At 52.7% G+C, this 17,762-nt stretch carries 19 protein-coding genes, 1 rRNA gene and 2 riboswitches; of the genes, 11 read left to right on the top strand and 9 right to left on the bottom strand.

What is annotated here, in order from left to right; genetic code table 11:
- Positions 1–93: 93 nt before the first annotated feature.
- Positions 94–555: a flavodoxin domain-containing protein gene (locus tag P1U71_RS01435; protein ID WP_301103764.1), complete on the bottom strand. Its 462-nt coding sequence runs from the start codon at positions 553–555 to the stop codon at positions 94–96.
- A gap of 96 nt (positions 556–651) precedes the next feature.
- Between P1U71_RS01435 and P1U71_RS01430 the strand changes: the two genes are divergently transcribed.
- The 3 genes from P1U71_RS01430 to boxB all read left to right on the top strand — a co-directional run bounded on the left by P1U71_RS01430 (position 652) and on the right by boxB (position 4,700).
- Entirely contained in the window at positions 652–1,551 is a 900-nt protein-coding gene (locus tag P1U71_RS01430; protein ID WP_301103763.1) for a helix-turn-helix transcriptional regulator, read from the top strand.
- A 79-nt stretch (positions 1,552–1,630) separates the two neighbouring features.
- Positions 1,631–3,274, top strand: a complete 1,644-nt coding sequence (gene boxC / locus P1U71_RS01425; protein WP_301103762.1) for a 2,3-epoxybenzoyl-CoA dihydrolase — start codon at positions 1,631–1,633, stop codon at positions 3,272–3,274.
- 1 nt (position 3,275) lies between these two features.
- Positions 3,276–4,700 (top strand): benzoyl-CoA 2,3-epoxidase subunit BoxB, encoded by a 1,425-nt coding sequence (gene boxB / locus P1U71_RS01420; protein WP_301103761.1) that lies wholly within the window; start codon positions 3,276–3,278, stop codon positions 4,698–4,700.
- Between the two features lie 15 nt (positions 4,701–4,715).
- Here the strand turns inward: boxB and P1U71_RS01415 are convergent, their stop codons facing one another.
- Entirely contained in the window at positions 4,716–5,444 is a 729-nt protein-coding gene (locus P1U71_RS01415) for a glutathione S-transferase family protein (RefSeq protein WP_301103760.1), read from the bottom strand.
- Between the two features lie 100 nt (positions 5,445–5,544).
- Between P1U71_RS01415 and speD the strand changes: the two genes are divergently transcribed.
- Both speD and speE read left to right on the top strand, forming a co-directional pair.
- Entirely contained in the window at positions 5,545–5,949 is a 405-nt protein-coding gene (gene speD, locus P1U71_RS01410; protein ID WP_301103759.1) for an adenosylmethionine decarboxylase, read from the top strand.
- Positions 5,949–6,800, top strand: a complete 852-nt coding sequence (gene speE / locus P1U71_RS01405) for a polyamine aminopropyltransferase (RefSeq protein WP_301103758.1) — start codon at positions 5,949–5,951, stop codon at positions 6,798–6,800. The genes speD and speE overlap by 1 nt, the downstream gene beginning before the upstream one ends.
- 4 nt (positions 6,801–6,804) lie before the next feature.
- Here the strand turns inward: speE and P1U71_RS01400 are convergent, their stop codons facing one another.
- A complete protein-coding gene (locus P1U71_RS01400) occupies positions 6,805–8,184 on the bottom strand; it encodes an L-serine ammonia-lyase (protein ID WP_367281096.1) in 1,380 nt (459 codons plus the stop codon).
- A gap of 149 nt (positions 8,185–8,333) precedes the next feature.
- Positions 8,334–8,426, bottom strand: a riboswitch (glycine riboswitch).
- 3 nt (positions 8,427–8,429) lie between these two features.
- Positions 8,430–8,516: riboswitch (glycine riboswitch) on the bottom strand.
- Positions 8,517–8,600: 84 nt separating this feature from the next.
- The gene (locus tag P1U71_RS01395) at positions 8,601–8,951 is read right to left on the bottom strand and encodes a hypothetical protein (RefSeq protein ID WP_301103756.1); all 351 of its coding nucleotides are present in this window, start codon (positions 8,949–8,951) and stop codon (positions 8,601–8,603) included.
- A 599-nt stretch (positions 8,952–9,550) separates the two neighbouring features.
- Here P1U71_RS01395 and P1U71_RS01390 point away from each other — a divergent pair.
- The gene (locus P1U71_RS01390; RefSeq protein ID WP_301103755.1) at positions 9,551–10,522 is read left to right on the top strand and encodes a nitronate monooxygenase family protein; all 972 of its coding nucleotides are present in this window, start codon (positions 9,551–9,553) and stop codon (positions 10,520–10,522) included.
- Positions 10,523–10,605: 83 nt separating this feature from the next.
- On the opposite strand, the gene P1U71_RS17950 is transcribed toward P1U71_RS01390, so the two are convergent.
- Together P1U71_RS17950 and bfr are read right to left on the bottom strand one after the other, a co-directional pair.
- Entirely contained in the window at positions 10,606–10,797 is a 192-nt protein-coding gene (locus P1U71_RS17950) for a bacterioferritin-associated ferredoxin (RefSeq protein WP_367281094.1), read from the bottom strand.
- A gap of 119 nt (positions 10,798–10,916) precedes the next feature.
- Positions 10,917–11,384, bottom strand: a complete 468-nt coding sequence (gene bfr, locus P1U71_RS01385; protein ID WP_301103754.1) for a bacterioferritin — start codon at positions 11,382–11,384, stop codon at positions 10,917–10,919.
- Between the two features lie 105 nt (positions 11,385–11,489).
- Here bfr and P1U71_RS01380 point away from each other — a divergent pair, with 105 nt between their 5' ends.
- Positions 11,490–11,975, top strand: coding sequence for a MaoC family dehydratase (locus tag P1U71_RS01380; protein ID WP_301103753.1), 486 nt, complete (start codon positions 11,490–11,492; stop codon positions 11,973–11,975).
- 6 nt (positions 11,976–11,981) lie between these two features.
- Here P1U71_RS01380 and P1U71_RS01375 read toward each other — a convergent pair whose 3' ends face one another.
- Together P1U71_RS01375 and P1U71_RS01370 are read right to left on the bottom strand one after the other, a co-directional pair.
- Positions 11,982–12,428, bottom strand: a complete 447-nt coding sequence (locus P1U71_RS01375; RefSeq protein ID WP_301103752.1) for a PaaI family thioesterase — start codon at positions 12,426–12,428, stop codon at positions 11,982–11,984.
- Complete coding sequence (locus P1U71_RS01370) at positions 12,418–13,629, bottom strand: acyl-CoA dehydrogenase family protein (RefSeq protein WP_301103751.1); 1,212 nt, start codon at positions 13,627–13,629, stop codon at positions 12,418–12,420. The genes P1U71_RS01375 and P1U71_RS01370 overlap by 11 nt, the downstream gene beginning before the upstream one ends.
- Before the next feature lie 115 nt (positions 13,630–13,744).
- Here P1U71_RS01370 and P1U71_RS01365 point away from each other — a divergent pair, with 115 nt between their 5' ends.
- From P1U71_RS01365 to P1U71_RS01355, 3 genes are all read left to right on the top strand, one after another.
- Complete coding sequence (locus P1U71_RS01365; RefSeq protein ID WP_301103750.1) at positions 13,745–14,638, top strand: LysR family transcriptional regulator; 894 nt, start codon at positions 13,745–13,747, stop codon at positions 14,636–14,638.
- A 52-nt stretch (positions 14,639–14,690) separates the two neighbouring features.
- Positions 14,691–15,437 carry a 16S rRNA (cytidine(1402)-2'-O)-methyltransferase gene (gene rsmI, locus P1U71_RS01360; protein WP_301103749.1) on the top strand — a complete coding sequence of 249 codons (747 nt, stop codon included), beginning with the start codon at positions 14,691–14,693 and terminating at the stop codon, positions 15,435–15,437.
- Between the two features lie 112 nt (positions 15,438–15,549).
- Entirely contained in the window at positions 15,550–15,981 is a 432-nt protein-coding gene (locus P1U71_RS01355; RefSeq protein ID WP_301103748.1) for a CBS domain-containing protein, read from the top strand.
- A 2-nt stretch (positions 15,982–15,983) separates the two neighbouring features.
- On the opposite strand, the gene P1U71_RS01350 is transcribed toward P1U71_RS01355, so the two are convergent.
- On the bottom strand, positions 15,984–16,892 hold the full coding sequence (locus tag P1U71_RS01350; protein ID WP_301103747.1) for a patatin-like phospholipase family protein: 909 nt from the start codon (positions 16,890–16,892) through the stop codon (positions 15,984–15,986).
- A 533-nt stretch (positions 16,893–17,425) separates the two neighbouring features.
- Between P1U71_RS01350 and P1U71_RS01345 the strand changes: the two genes are divergently transcribed.
- Positions 17,426–17,762: ribosomal RNA gene (locus tag P1U71_RS01345) — 16S ribosomal RNA — on the top strand; the annotation flags it as partial.

Raw genomic sequence — 17,762 nt, 5'->3', positions numbered from 1 at the left:
TCCTCTTTTAATTATGCGCGCCTTTGCAGTTTATCGTCGCCTCAAATGTATTCTCACTCTTGCCTTAACGGCAAGCTTCTCCCGTATGGCTAATTATGCTGCTTTCAGTCGTTCAAGCCATTCTTCCGCCCATTCCCCGGCCTGGTCTTCCGGCAACTCACCTGAGGAGGCGTCGTGGCGCATGATCTCCCCGACCCGGACAGCGCCATATTTTGTAAATGCTGCATCGAACAGGTTTCCGGCATTACAGAATGTTTGATTGTAGGTCAGGTCCCCAAGCGCGAAGACACCGTATTTGATGCCGGAAAGGTCGGGTGCTGCAATAGAGAGGTTGTCGACAAAGGCCTGCCCATTGTCCGGAATATCCCCCTGACCGTAAGTTGACGTGCAGATAATATAGGCGGAGCTGATGCTTAAGATGTCGGTATCCAGATCATCCATCATCAGGATTTCCGCTTCCTCGCCCTTGGCGGCTAGGGCGTCGGCAATTTCTTCGGCGACAAGCTCGGCTGTTCCGGTCATGGTGCTGACAAGAATTGTTATCTGCTCTGCCAATATTTTTTTCTCCAAAAAGAACTACTCAAAAGACGGAATAGGAAATATAATGCATTTTGTCCAGCGGATAAAGTTCAATCAGCAGTGAGTTGTGACATGAACAAGGCCACTATTGAAGCCGACCGGAGAGAGGATAATCAGGCGGAGGGCTTTCTGTTGGCCCTTGGTGCCAATGTCCGCGCCTTGAGGGCGCAGCGAGGAATGACCCGCAAAATCCTTGCGCGTGATTCCGGCGTGTCGGAGCGGTACCTCGCCAAGCTGGAGACGGGGGAGGGGAATGCGTCCATGCTTGTTCTGCGGCAGATTGCCGAGGCCATGGATACGTCTCTTGTTGATCTCGTGTTGGTTGGTGCGGAGTCCAGCGCAGAAATGCGCGAGCTTTACAGGCTGGCAAGACGGTTGCCGCCGGAACAGATTGCAGCCGTCATCGCCGTTGCCCAACAGCATCTGGTTAAATCGGAAGAGGCCGCAAAGGGTCGACGCATATCTCTGGTCGGTCTTCGTGGTGCCGGAAAATCAACGCTTGGCCCGCTTCTCGCAGAAAAGCTTGGGTTTCGTTTTATCGAGTTGAACAAGGTTGTTGAAAAGGAATTCGGAGCAAGCCTTGATGAAATCTTCGCGCTGGCAGGCCAGCCTTCTTTTCGCAGATGGGAGCGGCGCTGTCTGACGGATATTGTCACCCGACAGGACAATGTTGTTATCGCGACGGGAGGCAGCATTGTTGTCGATGAACAAACTCTCTCTCTTCTGTTAAGCAGAACCCACGTCATCTGGCTGCAGGCACGCCCAGAGGAGCATATGGCGAGGGTCATTGCCCAAGGGGATATGCGGCCCATGGCGAACAGCCGGGAGGCAATGGCTGACCTGAAGCAAATACTTGCGGCAAGGGAGCCGCTCTATCGACGTGCGGACGCAAGTTGCGATACCTCCGATAAAGAAGTTGAGGAAAGTATTCTCAATCTGGAGCGTGTGACGACTGATCTTCTGGCGGGTTGATAAGTCGCAAAATGCTTGACATGCACTAAAGTGCATGTAGTGTATTATTTTTCCTTAGGCTACCTTGGATGGCGACCCCATGATCACCTTTGACAGACTTCCCAATGATTATCGCCATTGGCAGCTTTCTGTTGATGATGACATTGCCACTCTGACATTGGCCGTTGATGAAGATGGTGGGCTGGTGCCCGGATATCAGCTTAAGCTCAATTCCTATGACCTTGGGGTGGATATCGAACTGAACGATGCGTTGCAGCGGATCCGTTTTGAATATCCAACGGTGCGTACCGTCATCGTTACAAGTGGGCTGGAGAAGATGTTCTGTGCGGGTGCCAATATCTATATGCTCGGTACGTCTTCCCATGGCTGGAAGGTCAATTTCTGCAAATTCACCAATGAGACCCGCAATGGCATCGAGGATTCGAGCCGTTTTTCCGGGATAAAATTTCTGGCCGCCTGTAATGGCACGACTGCTGGCGGGGGATATGAACTTGCGCTTGCTTGTGATGAAATATTCCTGATTGATGACCGCTCCAGCGCGGTGAGCCTACCGGAAGTGCCGCTTCTAGGGGTATTGCCGGGCACCGGCGGCCTGACCCGCCTCACGGACAAGCGCAAAGTGCGGCATGATCTCGCTGATGTTTTTTGCACCAATCCGGACGGTGTGCGCGGTCGGCGTGCAAAGAAATGGCGATTGGTCGATGAAGTCGTGCCGCGAAATAATTTTGACGACAGGGTAAAGGCACGCGCGAAAGAACTCGCGGCAAATAGCCCGCGGCCGGAGCAGGCGGCGGGGATTGAATTGACGCCGCTCGATCGCCGAATTGATGAAAGCGGTTATCACTATCGCTATGTCGATGCCACGCTTGATGACGAGGTGGGTGTCGCGACACTTACTATATCCTCCCCCGATGCCGAGCAGCCGGAAAAGCTCGCCGATATTCATGCGGCTGGCGCAAACTGGTGGCCATTTGCCATGGCACGGGAGCTTGACGATGCGATTTTGATGTTGCGTACGAATAATGAGGAGATCGGTACATTCCTTCTTAAAACGCGCGGGCAAATTGACGCAGTATTGAAGACCGATGCCGTTCTCGCGGAGCATCAGGATGACTGGTTTGTCCGGGAAGTGATTGGTATGCTCCGTCGGACCCTTGCGCGCCTTGATGTTTCCTCCCGGAGTCTGTTCGCTCTTATTGATGAAGGGGCTTGCTTTGCGGGCACTCTTTATGAGCTCGCTCTCGCCGCAGACCGGATCTATATGCTGGATATCGCAGAAGAAGACGGCAACCCACCACATATCGCCTTAAGCGAGATGAATTTCGGCGCTTATGAGGCAGTGAACGGAATAACGCGGCTTGCCCGGCGTTTTTACGAGGATGAGGCGGCCCTCAATATCCTGAAGCAGCAAACTGGCATAGAGATCGATGCGATAGAGGCGGAGGAAAAGGGCCTTGTCACTTTCATCCCCGATGATATCGATTGGGAGGATGAAATCCGGCTGCTGATAGAGGAACGTTCCAGCCTGTCGCCGGACGCGCTGACCGGGCTTGAAGCGAATTTGCGTTTTGGCGGCGCGGAAACCCCGGCAACGAAGATTTTCGGGCGACTGTCGGCCTGGCAGAACTGGATCTTCAATCGGCCCAATGCCGTTGGCGAAAAGGGCGCGCTTAAATTATTTGGCAGCGGCACCAAAGCAGAATTCGATAAAAGGAGAGTGTAGGATGGCGATCAATTATCAGGAACTTATCCCGAATAATGTCGACCTTGGCAATGACCGCCGTTTACAGCGCGCGCTGGAGCATTGGCAGCCGCGCTTCCTCGACTGGTGGCAGAAACTGGGGCCGGAAGGGTTCCAGACGAGCGATGTCTATCTTCGCACGGCAACGTCCGTTGACGCCAAGGGCTGGGCAACATTCGGTGCGGTGAAGATGCCGGACTATCGCTGGGGCATTTTCCTCGCCGATCAGGAGAAGGATCGCACCATCGGGTTTGGCGATGACTTTGGCAAGCCAGTGTGGCAGCAGGTGCCGGGCGAGTACCGTTCGATCCTTCGCCGACTTATCGTAACACAAGGGGATACGGAGCCAGCTTCCGTCGAGCAGCAACGCCTCCTCGGGCAGACATGCCCGTCGCTCTTTGATTTGCGGAACCTGTTTCAGGTCAATGTGGAGGAGGGGCGGCATCTCTGGGCAATGGTGTATCTGCTCCATGCCTATTTCGGCCGCGATGGCCGGGAGGAGGCGGAAGATCTTTTGATGCGCCATTCGGGCAGCGAGGATAACCCGCGCATTCTCGGCACCTTTAACGAGCCGATCAGCGAGTGGCTTTCTTTCTTCATGTTTACCTATTTCACCGATCGTGACGGGAAATATCAGCTTAAATGTCTTGCCGAATCCTCGTTCGATCCGCTCGCGCGCACCTGTCAGTTCATGCTGACGGAGGAGGCGCATCATATGTATGTTGGGGAAACCGGCATCACCCGGATCATCAAGCGCACGCTAGAGGTTATGACGGAACTCAAGACTGACGATCCGGCGACGTTGCGCAAAGCGGGCGTCATCGATCTGCCGACGTTGCAGCGCTTCGTGAATTTCTGGTTCTCCTCCTGCATGGATCTGTTCGGTGCGGAAATTTCCTCTAACGCGGCGATTAGCTTCGCGAATGGTATCAAGGGGCGCCCCGATGAACGGGTGTTTGAGGATCATGTTGAACGGGAAACCTCTTTGCAGATAGAAAAGCCCGATGGTAGCGGTGGTGTGCAAACAGAGGAGATTACGGTTCGTAGCGCCATCAACGATCAGGTGCGCACGGCCTATATCAAGGACTGCATGGTCGGGGTAACTCGTTGGAATCGCCTGATAAAGAAAGCGGGCTTTGATTTTGAGATTGAACTGCCGTCAAGCCGGTTTCGCAGAAAAATAGGATTCTGGGGGGATGTTGTCACCGACCCGAAAGGGGCCTTTATTTCGGCGGAAGAGTTTGTTCGCCGCCACGATGAATTTCTGCCGTCTGAAAGTGACCGCGTTTATATCCATAGCCTGATGCAGCAGGTGACGGAGCCCGGCAAGATGGCGGGCTGGATCGCTGCGCCAGATCGCGGCATCAATAGCAAGCCGGTCGACTATGAGTATGTGCATCTTCAGTAGCGCGACAGGTTCTCGCTAGGTAGGCAAATGCGGTCGTGTTGAAATTGTGCTTTGTCTCTCTTTTACGCGATCCCACCATCGTACAAGCTTTGGATAATTCTTGAACAAGACTGCTCCCTCCGGCGCCATCAGGAAGTAATCGATCATCGGAATTATATGTGCATCGGCAAGTGAGTAGCTTGCGGCCGCGATATATCCTTTATCGCTCAGCAGTTTTTCAAGGGCGGCAAGTACAGGTGCGCTTTCTTCAAGCCCCTCGCTCAGGATAGCCTTATCTGTCTCCTCCCCGAACGCGGGGCTGAAAACCCTCTCTGAAAAAACCTTGCGAACAAGCGGCCAGTATCCATAGCTATCAATGATGGCCATGACCTGCCGCATTCTGGCACGCTCTGCGGGTGTCTCGGGCTGTAGTGAAGGTCCTTCAAATGCTTCATCCAGATACGTTGTTATCGCGCTGGTCTCATAAAGAGTGAAATCGTCATGGCGAATGGCAGGCACGCGCATAAAGGGATGAATATCGAGATAACTGGCCGGGGCATCTTCGGCGAACGGATTGATTTCTTGCGTTTCAAACGCGATTCCCTTCTCCAGCAAAACAATCCTGGCTATTCGGGCATAAACACTGAATTTAAAACTAAATAGTTCGACATTTTTCTCGGGCATTTTGGCGACCTGCTGATAGCGTGCGTTCGATCCGCTCCATCTTGCGTTGACTGGTGCCTGGAACACAAGCGAAGTCGCCACTTTTCTCTTGCACTTGCAGGCCGTCTCGGCGATAAGGCGGCACCTTTTATGGTATGGCACTGAGGGAGCATTCGCGGGAAATATGCTCAAGGATGAGAACATGGCAATTGCAGCGGCTGCGACGGAAGAAGATCGTCTCGATTATTTCGTTCATAAGGATGGGCTGACCTTCGCTGGCACCCATCTGATTGTCGATCTCTGGAAGGGCGAAGGTTTCAACGATCCGGTGCTGATCGAGGAAACGCTGCGCCGTGCGATTGATGCAGCCGGTGCGACTTTGCTGCATTTTCATATTCATGCGTTTGAGCCTGACGGTCTTTCCGGGGTTGCTGTTCTGGCCGAGAGTCACATCAGCTTTCACAGCTGGCCGGAGCGCGGCTTCATGGCACTTGATATCTTCATGTGCGGCAAGACCGATCCTTACAAGGCTATCCCGATCTTGCGGGAAGCCTTCAAGCCTGAAACCCTCCAGCTCAACGAAATCAAGCGGGGTATCGTCAGTTGATGGAACTCTTTGATGAGGGGTTACATTCGGGCGTCAATCTGGCACTGAATGTGGAGAAGGTCGTCTATCGCGAGAAGACGGATCTGCAGGATCTCATGATTTTCGAGAACAGCCAGTTCGGGCGTGTCATGTCCCTCGATGGCGCCGTGCAAACGACGGAGAAGGACGAGTTTATCTATCATGAGATGTTCGTGCATGTCCCGGTTCTGGCTCATGGCAAAGTGAGCCGCGCCCTTATTATAGGCGGCGGCGATGGCGGCGCGGCGCGGCAGTTGATGAAATACAAGAATATTGCCGTTACTATGGTGGATATCGACCGGACTGTTGTTGAACTCAGCAAGAAATATATGCCGTCGGTTTCCGGTGGGGCTTTTGACGATCCCCGGCTTAATCTGATCATCGCCGATGGATGCAAGTTCGTGCAGGAGACCGATGAAAAATGGGATGTGATCATCATCGACAGTACTGATCCGCACGGACCGGGGGAAGTGCTCTATACGCAGGAATTCTATGCGGACTGTAAAGGCTGTCTCTCGTCGGGCGGTATCATTATTACGCAAAATGGTGTGCCCTTTGTGCAGGAAAGTGAACTCCGGACAAGCTATGACCGGCTCAGCAATCTATTCAAGGATGTCAGCTTTTATCTAGCGGCAATCCCAAGCTATGTCGGGGGAGTGATGGCCTATGGTTGGGCGACGGATGAGCAGGATCATCGAAAAGTGAGTCTCTCCCGCCTTGTCGAACGTTATGTCGAAGCCGGGATTGCGACGGACTACTATACACCGGAAGTACATCTTGCGGCCTTTGCCCTGCCGCTTCATATCCAGAAGATGCTGACGCGCGAAGACTGAGCTGCTAACATTCCACGACGTTTACGGCGAGCCCGCCCTGCGAGGTTTCCTTATATTTGCTGAGCATGTCGACACCGGTCTGGCGCATTGTCTCAATCACCTCATCAAGAGACACCACATGTGTGCCATCGCCGGACAGCGCGAGGCGACAGGCATTGATCGCCTTCATCGCGCCCATCGTATTGCGTTCGATGCAGGGGATCTGCACAAGCCCGCCGATGGGATCGCAGGTTAAGCCAAGATTATGTTCCATGCCGATCTCGGCGGCATTCTCCACCTGTTCGTTTGTGCCTCCCAGAACGGCTGTGAGGGCACCGGCCGCCATGGAGCAGGCAACGCCCACTTCCCCCTGGCACCCCATCTCGGCGGCGGAGATTGACGCGCGTTTCTTATATATGGCGCCAATTGCCGCCGCAGTGAGCAGGAAATTGCGCGTCCCTTCCTTGGTGACGCCGGGGCAGAAGCGCTGATAATATTTGAGGACAGCAGGGATAACGCCGGCAGCGCCGTTGGTGGGTGCGGTCACGACCCGCCCGCCCGCCGCATTCTCCTCATTTACGGCAAGGGCATAGAGATTAACCCAGTCGAGGACGGTCAGCGGATCGCGGGACGCCCGCTCCGGATTTTCCATCAAGTCCCGATATAAGGCGTTTGCTCGCCGTTTTACTTTAAGGCCGCCCGGCAGGATGCCTTCCCCTTCGCAACCCCTCTTGATGCAGCTGATCATGGCGTCGTTAACGTCATCAAGGAAAGTGAAGGTTTCCTCCTCATTGCGCCAGCTGCTTTCATTGGCGAGCATCATCTCCGCAATACTGAGGCCGCTTTCCTTCCCCATTTCAAGAAGCTCCTGCGCGGAGGTAAAGGGATAGGGGAGGGTAATGTTATGGCCCTTTGTTTCTGCCCTGTCGCCTTCGTTGTGGGAGACAACATATCCACCCCCAACAGAAAAATAGTCCCGACAGAAGAGTTGAGTGCCTTCGGCATCATAAGCGTAAAAGCGCATGCCGTTGGAATGCTCGGGCAGGAGTTGGTCTTTCAAAAAAAGAAGGCTCTGGTCTTCAAAAAAAGGAATTTCATGACGCCCGTTAAGTGAAATCTTCCCGTTTCCCCGAATAGCATCGACAAGCGGCTGAACTTTTTCTGGATCAACGGAGGAGGGGCGCTCCCCACTTAGTCCAAGAAGAATGGCGATATCCGTCGCATGGCCAGAGCCGGTAAGGGCGAGGGAGCCATAAAGCTCGACCAGAAGACGATCGGTCGTTTCAAGCAAATTCTCTGTCGCCAGCCGGTCGACAAACCGCTTGGCCGCCCGCATGGGACCCACGGTGTGTGAACTCGATGGACCGATGCCGATTGTATAAAGATCAGTGACGCTGATATTGATATCAAGCTGGGAGGTCGGGTCGGGTTGAATGGCCGGTTTCGACGGCACGACGGGGGTCACATTGCCAAGGCCGGATTTTGAGATTTTTGTCATTCAGGCACCCTTTCTCACTCTGGTGAAATCCCACCAACGCGTTCAATAGATGCCCCCTCTGTCCCGGTACCTGAAAGATTACGCCGAACTGTTTCCGGCTTACCTCTTCGGTGATGCGTTCGGCGATGGCCTCGGCATGCTCTCCAGAGCCCTCTTTCCTGACGGTACATGTGCCTGAGAGTTTCCGGGGCGGTTGCTCCTTCGGCGCCGGAATGCCCGGTCTCTCCCATCAGGATGGTCAAGGAATGCCTGTTAACCGGCATTACAAAACGACCTTAGTGATCACGCGTCCGAATTGTCAAGCGCGGGCATGCCGAAATGGATTAACGCGCGCCGTATTTCAATACCCAAAGTGGCAGCAAAGCCGCAACATCGGCGCTTTTCTCATCCAGTTCTATCGCCGTGGTCATGCCTCTTTCATCGATCCGCACGACGCGTCCACCAAAACGGCAAATCTCGGGTGATCCAATCGGGCCGATAATTCCTTCGACAGGTTGGTCCAGCGCGACATGATTTGCGATGCCGTTCAGGAGCATCCCGTCGAGTGACCAGTTTTCCGTTGAAAATCGCGCACCCTCAATCTCGACACTGAGGACAGGGTTCGATACGCGAAAAGCGCCGCGCTTTTCGAATCTGTTTGCAATAGATTGTGTGTTCATTTCAGCTTGCAGCACGAATAGTCTCCATAAAAATTTGCCTGTTCTCTTGTATGCAGCCTTTATGCCAAACACCGGATCAAAGGGAAAACACTTGTAATCCCTTGCCTTTTTACGTGACGGGGAAGGGATGGAATTTCTATGAGGCAAGGCAAACGGCAAATTTTCCCGCTTAATAGGAAAAAACAGGCAGGGTTAATTTGGGTTTTACGAGGTGGATGATGAGGGCAAAAAGAGAATCAAAATCAGTGAATCGGAGCGCCGAGACTTCATTTTGAGTTAAAATACGGAGTGACATCGACGGCACTGAATTTTTTTTAGATGCACCCGAAAGTAATAATATTTTGTTTTTGAATGATTTTTCGCAATAATGCTGCAGGTGCGAAATAAAAAAATGAAATTTTGTCAATAATGACAATTTGTCATCTTTGAAAAAGCCTGCTACAAAACTGGCCAAGCCGGGTAACTGGGCGGAAGATCCAAGCTTGGCTAAACAATTACAAGGTCGGGTAACTGGGCGCAAGATCCAGACTTAGCTCAACCATCTAAAGTCAGGTAACTGGGCGCAAGATCCAGGCCTGACTAAATTATTCCAGTAATCAGGAGTCATCCCGTCAATGACAATGCCGGCCGTTCTGGAAGGGAGTCTTTCTCTCCCAGTTATTGCATCACCGATGTTCATCGTATCCGGGCCGGAGTTGGTAATTGCTCAGTGCAAGCAGGGCATCGTTGGATCATTCCCGGCACTTAATGCACGGCCGATTTCGCAGCTTGACGAGTGGCTTCATCAGATCAAGTCGGAACTTGCCGACTATGCAGCGGCAAATCCTGATAAGAAGGTGGCGCCCTTTGCGGTCAATCAGATTGTCCATGCGTCAAACTCCCGGCTGGAAGAAGATGTGGCTCTCTGTGTAAAGCATGAAGTCCCGATTATCATCACGAGCCTCCGGGCTCCGAATGAGATTGTTGAGGCGATACATTCTTACGGCGGAATTATTCTGCATGATGTGACAACTATCCGCCATGCACAAAAAGCGCTGGAAGCGGGTGTCGATGGGTTGATCCTGGTGTGTGCCGGCGCCGGCGGACATGCGGGAAGGTTAAGTCCTTTTGCGCTGGTTTCCGAAGTGCGGCAGTTCTTTGATGGGCCGATTGCGCTTTCCGGCGCGATTGCAAATGGACGTTCAATCCTGTCGGCTCAGGCGATGGGGGCAGACCTTGCTTATATGGGAAGTGCCTTTATCGCGACCAAGGAAGCGAATGCGGTAGACGACTATAAGAATATGATCGTGGAGAGTACCGGTGAGGATATTCTCTATACAAGCACCTTTACCGGCGTTCACGGGAACTACTTGCGTCCTAGTGTGGTGAAGGCGGGTCTCGATCCGGAGAATTTACCGGGTGCCGATAAAAGCCGGATGAATTTTGGCAGCGGTGGTACCGGTAAGTCAAAAGCCTGGAAGGACATTTGGGGTTCCGGGCAAGGTATTGGCAGCGTAAGCGATGTGCCAAGCGTTGAAGAATATGTTGATCGCTTAAAAGAACAGTATGCCCAGGCCAAGGCTGAAATCAATAATAAGGCCATTTAGACTGAATTTTCCCTCACCCTAACGGGTGGGGGTAATTTCTTCAAATTTCCGGTACGTAAAAATGATGAGTTGAGGGTGCTGGATCAGCGCCGAACGGTGATTGGTGAGCTGTTGCCCGCTGTTTCCCGAATGATATCGCGGATATTGGATGTGCATTTCGCGCATTGCGGGGCAGCCCCCAGCGTTTCATAGACATTTGCGATGCGCTGCGCGCCAGAGGCGACGGCGCTTTTAATGTCTCGGTCCGTCAATCCGTTACAAAGGCAAATATACATTTCACAACTTATTAATATTAAAAATGACAATCATTCCTAATAAATAAGCGATGTGCAATTAGTTGTCAATGGCAAGGGGAGTTTATAAGGCGGGAATCGGATACTAAAGGGTCAATTTTTTAAGACGTCTGCGACTGGATGTAGTTCTGGAGGCCCATCTTCTCGATTAAGCCAAGCTGGGTTTCCAGCCAATCAATATGCTCCTCTTCGGATTCCAGGATATCGGCCAGCAAATCACGGGAAACATAATCCTGTGTGCTTTCGCAATCCTTGATAGCTGCTTTTAAATCGACATGACCGACATGCTCCATCTTGAGGTCGCACTCGATGATTTCCTTGACATCTTCGCCTATCATGAGCTTGCCAAGGTCCTGCAGGTTGGGAAGCCCTTCCAGAAAGAGTATCCGCTTGATAAGCTTGTCTGCATGCTTCATCTCATCGATGGATTCGTCATACTCTTTCTCGCCCAGTTCTTTGAGGCCCCAGTCTTCAAGCATGCGAGCATGCAGGAAATACTGATTAATGGCCGTCAATTCATTCTTAAGAATGACGTTGAGATGCTTGATAATTGATGTGTCGCCCTTCATGAATAGTTCCTTGCGTTGCGATGGTATGTCCCTTAACTATAGCGCAGTGGCAATGCTAAACAAATGCCATAACAAAGAAGACTTGATAAACAAGTGAGGCGAGGAATGTCAGACAATCAATTTAACCCAGAGAGCCACAAATTTGGCGAGGCAAGCTACTTTGAGGACTTGTCTGTCGGGCAGCGATTTTACATTCCGTCGCGCACGCTGCGAGATGCCAATTTTTCTGCCTTTCAGGCGGCGTCCGGTGATAATCACCCGATTCATTATGATGTTGAGTATTGTAAAAAGCAGGGGCATCCGGAATTGCTGGCGCATGGGTTCCAGGTCTTGATACAGACCGCATCTGGCGCCGGGATATTTCCACATGTAATCGGCGAATCTCTGATCGCCTTTATTGATCAGTCATCAAAGTTCCTGGGTCCCGTGTATTATGGCGACACCGTTTATCCGGAACTGGTCATCACAGACCTCAAGGAGCAGAAATCAACAGGTGTGGTCACGGTACGCTCCACTATTCATAACCAGCGTCGTGAACTGGTTCTGGAGGGGGAGCAGCGTTATCTGGTTCGTCGCCGTCCGGCCTCCTGACATCCGTTAAATTTTGAAATTTCGGGTAGAGGCCAGCACTGTGCCGCAGAGCCGTTCTTCGCCTTTCGCGACGGAGTAAATATCCGCGGCACCAACGGAGAGAGTGCGTCCATTCTGGAGGACGCGGCCGCGGGCGATAAGTTTCTCACCTCGCGCCTGCCCGGTCATCTTTACCGTAAAGTCAAGCGTGGCACATGCCCATCCAGCGGGAAGCAGGGACGTGCAGGCGCTGACGGCGGCAATATCTCCAACCGTGCCGACGAATGACGCCGGGAAGAGGTCTGGCGGTGTCGAAAGAGCCTTCTGAAACGGTGCCTCGATGACAATCTGTCCCGGTATTTCGTCCAGTATTTTCACTCCATAGCTTTGCACGAACGGCAAAAGAGGTAAAAAGGCGGAGGGCTTTGCAAAGCCCTCCGCCTGTTGGGGTGTTTCTTGTCCTTTATGCGGCATAGCGTCCTACGATCTGTTTGCCGAGGGAGGACATATGCACCTGGTCCGGCCCATCAGCCAGCCTGACGGTGCGGGCGTAGGCAAAGGCTTCGGCAAGGAAAGTGTCCTGGCTAAGCCCCATGGCGCCATGGACCTGAATGGCCCGGTCGATAACCGTTTGCGCCATGGTCGGGGCAACGATCTTGATCATGGCAATGAGGTCACGCGCCTCTTTATAGGACACTTCATCCATGCGTGCCGCCGCCTTCAGGGTGAGGAGGCGGGCTTGCTCCACCTCGCAGATGGATTTGGCGATATCTTCCCGGACGGAACCCTGTTCACTTAGCTTCTTGCCAAAGGCAACCCGATTCTCGGCCCGTACGCACATCAGTTCAATCGCTCGCTGGGCGCAGCCGATCAGCCGCATGCAGTGATGAATACGGCCCGGTCCCAGCCGACCCTGTGCAATTGCGAAACCTTCGCCTTCTCCTCCAACAATGTTGGAGGCGGGCACGCGGACATTCTCAAACAATACCTCCGCATGGCCATGGGGCGCATCGTCTGATCCAAAGACTTTAAGCGACCGGACAATCGTGACGCCTTTGGTATCCACAGGCACGAGAATTTGTGATTGCTGCTGATGACGCGGTGCATTTACATCGGTCTTCCCCATGACAATCATGATTTTGCAGCGTGGGTCAGGCGCGCCGGATGTCCACCATTTACGCCCGTTAATGACATATTCATCGCCCTGTTTGTCGATTGTGCATTGTATATTGGTCGCATCGGAGGAAGCCACGGCTGGTTCCGTCATGGCGAAGGCGGAGCGAATCTCCCCGTTCAGGAGCGGGACCAGCCATTCGTCGCGCTGGGCTTGCGTACCATAGCGGGCAATCACTTCCATGTTGCCTGTATCGGGGGCGCTGCAGTTAAAAACCTCGGACCCGATCATCGACCGGCCCATGATTTCGGACAGGGGCGCATACTCAAGGTTGCTCAGGCCCGCGCCGTAATCTTCGAACTCCGCCAGAAAGAGGTTCCACAACCCTTCTGCCTTCGCTTTCTTCTTCAATTCCTCCATCACCGGCGGAATAACCCAGCGATTATCGGACGCCTCGACATAGTCGTGATATTCCTTCTCCGCGGCATAGACGTGGGCATTCATAAAGCCTTCGACGCGGCTCGCCAGATCGTCGACTTTCTCCGTAAAGTTAAAGTTCATTTCTCTGATCCCTCTTGAATTCAGTATGTTTCTGAGGGCAAGATAGTCTTAATATAGAAATCATTAAAATTTATTTATATGATAAATTACTATTCATATATGTTATACTATTGGGATGAATCTTCGCCATATCGATCTTAATCTCTTCCTGACATTTGAGGCGATCTATACGCATGGCAACCTGACGCTTGCCGCCCGCACCTTGAATGTGACGCAACCCGCGGTCAGCAACGCGTTGGCGCGTCTGCGCGACCGATTGGATGATCCGCTCTTTGTCCATGCGGGTAAGCGGATGAACCCGACACCGATGGCGCAGAAAATGATCGGCCCGGTTCGTCAGGCCCTCCGTCTTCTGCAGGCCGGAATCAGTGCTGAGGAAGACTTCGATCCGCATGCAAGCGACAAGGTGATCCGTTTGGCAATTGGCGATATCGGGGAGACGATCCTTTTGCCCCGGCTTGTCGCGAAGCTGCGTCAGCTTGCGCCTCTTATGACGATCCAGGTATTCCACATCCCCCGGCGCTCGATATCGAGGCGGCTGTCTCTTGGCGAAATCGATTTTGCGGTTGATATCCCATTGCTTGCGAATACCCAGCTTATCCACGGCAAGCTGATGAGCGATCAGCAGGTATGTGTTGTCGGGCGGCAACATCCGCTGGCAGATAAGGCCCTGCTAACCCTCGAAGACTATCTCGACATGACGCATATCCTCGTTTCCTCTCGCCCGCGCGGAGGCGGCATTGTGGATATCGAGCTAGGAAAAGTCGGCGTTTCACGGCGTATTGCCGTGCGGCTTCAGCATTACCAGCCCGCTTTTCACATGATTGAACAGACTAATCTTGCGCTAACCGCCCCGTTGCAGTTGACACGAATGTACAATTGCCGAACGTTTCCTTTGCCGTTTGAGGCGCCGAATCTCGAACTGCAACTCTATTGGCATATTTCCGCGGATCAAACAGCGGCGAACAAATGGCTTCGCGAGCAGATATTCTCGGTCATATCGAGATAATCGGGCAGCATGTCGTTGCGCCGATCTTCAGAATATGGTTAGTCCTTCAGCTATGACAGATACTGAAGAGATTGGGCCCGCCCTTTACCTCATTCCTACGCCGATTGGAAATCTTGAGGACATATCGCTGCGCGCGATGCGGATATTGCAATCGGTTGACGCTCTGGCGTGTGAGGACACCCGCCATACCCGGAAAATTTTTGAGCGTCATTCTCTTGAGAGTCCATCCATAATCTTTGCCTGCCATGCTCATAATGAGGATCGCGCGGTGGGACGTATCCTCTCGCTTCTTCGGGACGGGAAATCCGTTGGGTTGACGTCCGATGCCGGAGCCCCGGGGGTGAGTGACCCTGGGCAGCGTGCCGCCGCCGCCGTTATCGAGGCTGGCTATGAGGTTATATCCCTGCCGGGCCCGAGTGCTGTGATTACGGCGCTCACCGTTTCGGGGATTCCGGCGCCCGCCTTTTCCTTCCTCGGATTCCTGCCGCGCCGCCCGGGGCGACAGCGAAAATTATTCAACGCCTTTGCCGATGTGCCGACTGCCATCGTTTTTTTCGAATCCCCCTTTCGGGTCGGCAAGATATTGAAGATTGCCCATGAAGTGCTTGGCGATCGTCCGGCAGCAGTCTGCATTGAGCTTACCAAGAAGTTCGAGAAAATTCACCGCGGCCAGCTTGCGGACCTGACGGAGCAGTTCTTCGAGCAGAAAATCAAGGGAGAGGTGACAATCGTTATTGCGCCGCCCCAACGAGAAGAAAGCGGTGGTGATGAGGACGACAGTCCTTATGAGATGCCGTAAGTACTTCTTTCTTTGTGGTAATATTTGTGTTGGCGTGGCCTATCTGGTAAATTAGACTTTATGAAAGTAAATGTCTCAATGGCGGCGCAGGCATGCTAGAAGGAGGATCCCCATGAATGTTGCAGGTATTCTGAAGGTCAAGGGAAATGATGTCATCACAGTGGTTCCCTCAGACAACATCGCGGCTGTTTCGAATATTCTAGGGGAAAAACGGATTGGCGCTGTTTTAGTGGTGGATAAGTTCGGAAAGCTGTGCGGTGTACTATCAGAGCGGGATATTGTCCGAAGCCTTTCAGAAAGCGGAGATGGCTGCCTCAAACTGCTGGCGAGCGATCTGATGACATCTGATCTTGTGACGACCAGCCCTTCCGAAACGATTGATAATGTCATGGCGTTGATGACGGAGAAACGCATCCGCCATTTGCCCGTGCTGGAAGATGGAAAGCTTGCGGGTTTTATCTCGATCGGTGACGTCGTGAAAAGCCGGATGGACGAGGTCGAGCGGGAAGCCGCGGCGCTTCGTGACTATATTGCGACCGGATAAGACTAAGCAAGAACATCCATGGCATGCTTCAGGAATGAGAGGGAGCGTTCTGTCGCTGCTTCACCCTCAGTGATCATCTCCGCCGCCTTGTCAAATTCCAGCAATCCGTGCTGAGCCAGTCTGGGTGCGATGGTAATATCGGGCGGATCGCCGGCAAGCCGGGACCGGCTAAGGCGATCCTGAACAATATTCAGCGATGACATCATGACGCCGAAAATGCTCGGTTCGGAGCTGGATTTGTCAAAAAACCGGTGTTTCATCAGGTTGAGCGGCGAGCGGGAGTGAAACAGTCTCGTTTTGTTGCCATTATCATCGACAACGAAATCGGATTCGCTTTCACCTATATTGGTCATTCCGAAAACATCCGCGTTCAGGTTTACAGCAATGACCAGCCGTGCGCCGAGGGCCCGGCAGACGGATACCGGAACCGGATTTGTGAGGGCGCCGTCGATAAGCCAGCGGCCATCAATCTTCTGGGGAGAGAATAATCCGGGAAGCGCGTAGGATGCGGTTATTGCTTTCGCCAGGTTTCCTTTGCGAATCCATATCTCATGACCGGTGCCAAGCTCGGTCGTAACGGCAGCAAAGGGAACCGGCAAGTCTTCTATCTTGGTATCCCCGATGGTATCTTCGAGGAGGGTGAATAATTTCGCGCCTGAAATCAGCCCGCCGCCTGTGAGGCGGATGTCGAGAAGGCGGAAAAGACCGGATTTACCAAGGTCACGTGCCCAGGCTTCCAGCTCGTCAAGTTTGCCCGCGAGATACATGCCACCAATAAGCGCGCCGATAGAGGTGCCGCAGATATAATCGGGCTTGAACCCTTCCTTTTCCAGTCGACGAAGAACGCCAATATGAGCCATGCCGCGCGCAACGCCGCTACCCAATGCCAATCCGATTTCCGGCCGTGACATAATCGTACCACCTTGTGTGTCGTTGTTATTACTTGTTTTATGCCTTAACAGATATATCTTACTAACTCCATACTCATGGCGAAGGGCATTTGCATTCGCCCTTTGGTGCCGTTCTTGATCTGTGTCGGCGTCTATTAGATAAGAGTTGTATTAAGGTCGTATTAAAGTTATAATCCAGCCTTCATATTTTTGTAAAATTACCTGTTGACGCCGTTGCGCTGATATCTATATAAGATGGGCAACGACGCAGTCGGATACGCCTGATGAAGGTCAGGATGAGTTCGGCGGCGTTTTTTTGTCCGGAATTTCCGGGTGAGGTTTGTTTTTTTGACATTGTTGAGATGATGAGAAGGGATGCCTGGGCGGCGGGGTTGTTGAATGACGACTTTTTGTTGCAGCGGGTATCTTGAGATTGGTGCTGGTTTAGGATTTAGGTTCTGGATTGGCATCAAGGTTTAAGTTCAGCGTACTGATCTGGTTTTAGGATTGGGTTGGTACATAACGTTGTGACGGGAAGAAGTTAATTCTAAATCAAACTTGAGAGTTTGATCCTGGCTCAGAACGAACGCTGGCGGCAGGCCTAACACATGCAAGTCGAACGAGAAGCCCCTTTCGGGGGGTGGAGAGTGGCGCACGGGTGAGTAACGCGTGGGAATTTGCCTTTTGGTACGGGATAACGTCTGGAAACGGACGCTAATACCGTATGATATCTACGGATTAAAGATTTATCGCCAGAAGAGGAGCCCGCGTAGGATTAGGTAGTTGGTGAGGTAATGGCTCACCAAGCCGACGATCCTTAGCTGTTCTGAGAGGAAGATCAGCCACACTGGAACTGAGACACGGTCCAGACTCCTACGGGAGGCAGCAGTG

Source organism: Sneathiella sp. (assembly GCF_029233945.1).
Taxonomy (GTDB): Bacteria; Pseudomonadota; Alphaproteobacteria; order Sneathiellales; family Sneathiellaceae; genus Sneathiella.
This window is presented reverse-complemented; position numbering and strand designations above follow the sequence as displayed.

What these genes read in the sequence shown, in the direction of transcription:
- boxB (WP_301103761.1), top strand. Translation starts at nt 3,276, where the DNA reads ATGGCGATCAATTATCAGGAACTTATCCCGAATAATGTCGACCTTGGC.
- P1U71_RS01365 (WP_301103750.1), top strand. Translation starts at nt 13,745, where the DNA reads ATGAATCTTCGCCATATCGATCTTAATCTCTTCCTGACATTTGAGGCG.
- P1U71_RS01380 (WP_301103753.1), top strand. Translation starts at nt 11,490, where the DNA reads ATGTCAGACAATCAATTTAACCCAGAGAGCCACAAATTTGGCGAGGCA.
- P1U71_RS01355 (WP_301103748.1), top strand. Translation starts at nt 15,550, where the DNA reads ATGAATGTTGCAGGTATTCTGAAGGTCAAGGGAAATGATGTCATCACA.
- P1U71_RS01375 (WP_301103752.1), bottom strand. Translation starts at nt 12,428, where the DNA reads ATGCCGCATAAAGGACAAGAAACACCCCAACAGGCGGAGGGCTTTGCA.
- rsmI (WP_301103749.1), top strand. Translation starts at nt 14,691, where the DNA reads ATGACAGATACTGAAGAGATTGGGCCCGCCCTTTACCTCATTCCTACG.
- P1U71_RS01370 (WP_301103751.1), bottom strand. Translation starts at nt 13,629, where the DNA reads ATGAACTTTAACTTTACGGAGAAAGTCGACGATCTGGCGAGCCGCGTC.
- P1U71_RS01430 (WP_301103763.1), top strand. Translation starts at nt 652, where the DNA reads ATGAACAAGGCCACTATTGAAGCCGACCGGAGAGAGGATAATCAGGCG.
- P1U71_RS01350 (WP_301103747.1), bottom strand. Translation starts at nt 16,892, where the DNA reads ATGTCACGGCCGGAAATCGGATTGGCATTGGGTAGCGGCGTTGCGCGC.
- speD (WP_301103759.1), top strand. Translation starts at nt 5,545, where the DNA reads ATGGCAATTGCAGCGGCTGCGACGGAAGAAGATCGTCTCGATTATTTC.
- boxC (WP_301103762.1), top strand. Translation starts at nt 1,631, where the DNA reads ATGATCACCTTTGACAGACTTCCCAATGATTATCGCCATTGGCAGCTT.
- speE (WP_301103758.1), top strand. Translation starts at nt 5,949, where the DNA reads ATGGAACTCTTTGATGAGGGGTTACATTCGGGCGTCAATCTGGCACTG.
- P1U71_RS17950 (WP_367281094.1), bottom strand. Translation starts at nt 10,797, where the DNA reads ATGTATATTTGCCTTTGTAACGGATTGACGGACCGAGACATTAAAAGC.
- bfr (WP_301103754.1), bottom strand. Translation starts at nt 11,384, where the DNA reads ATGAAGGGCGACACATCAATTATCAAGCATCTCAACGTCATTCTTAAG.
- P1U71_RS01390 (WP_301103755.1), top strand. Translation starts at nt 9,551, where the DNA reads ATGACAATGCCGGCCGTTCTGGAAGGGAGTCTTTCTCTCCCAGTTATT.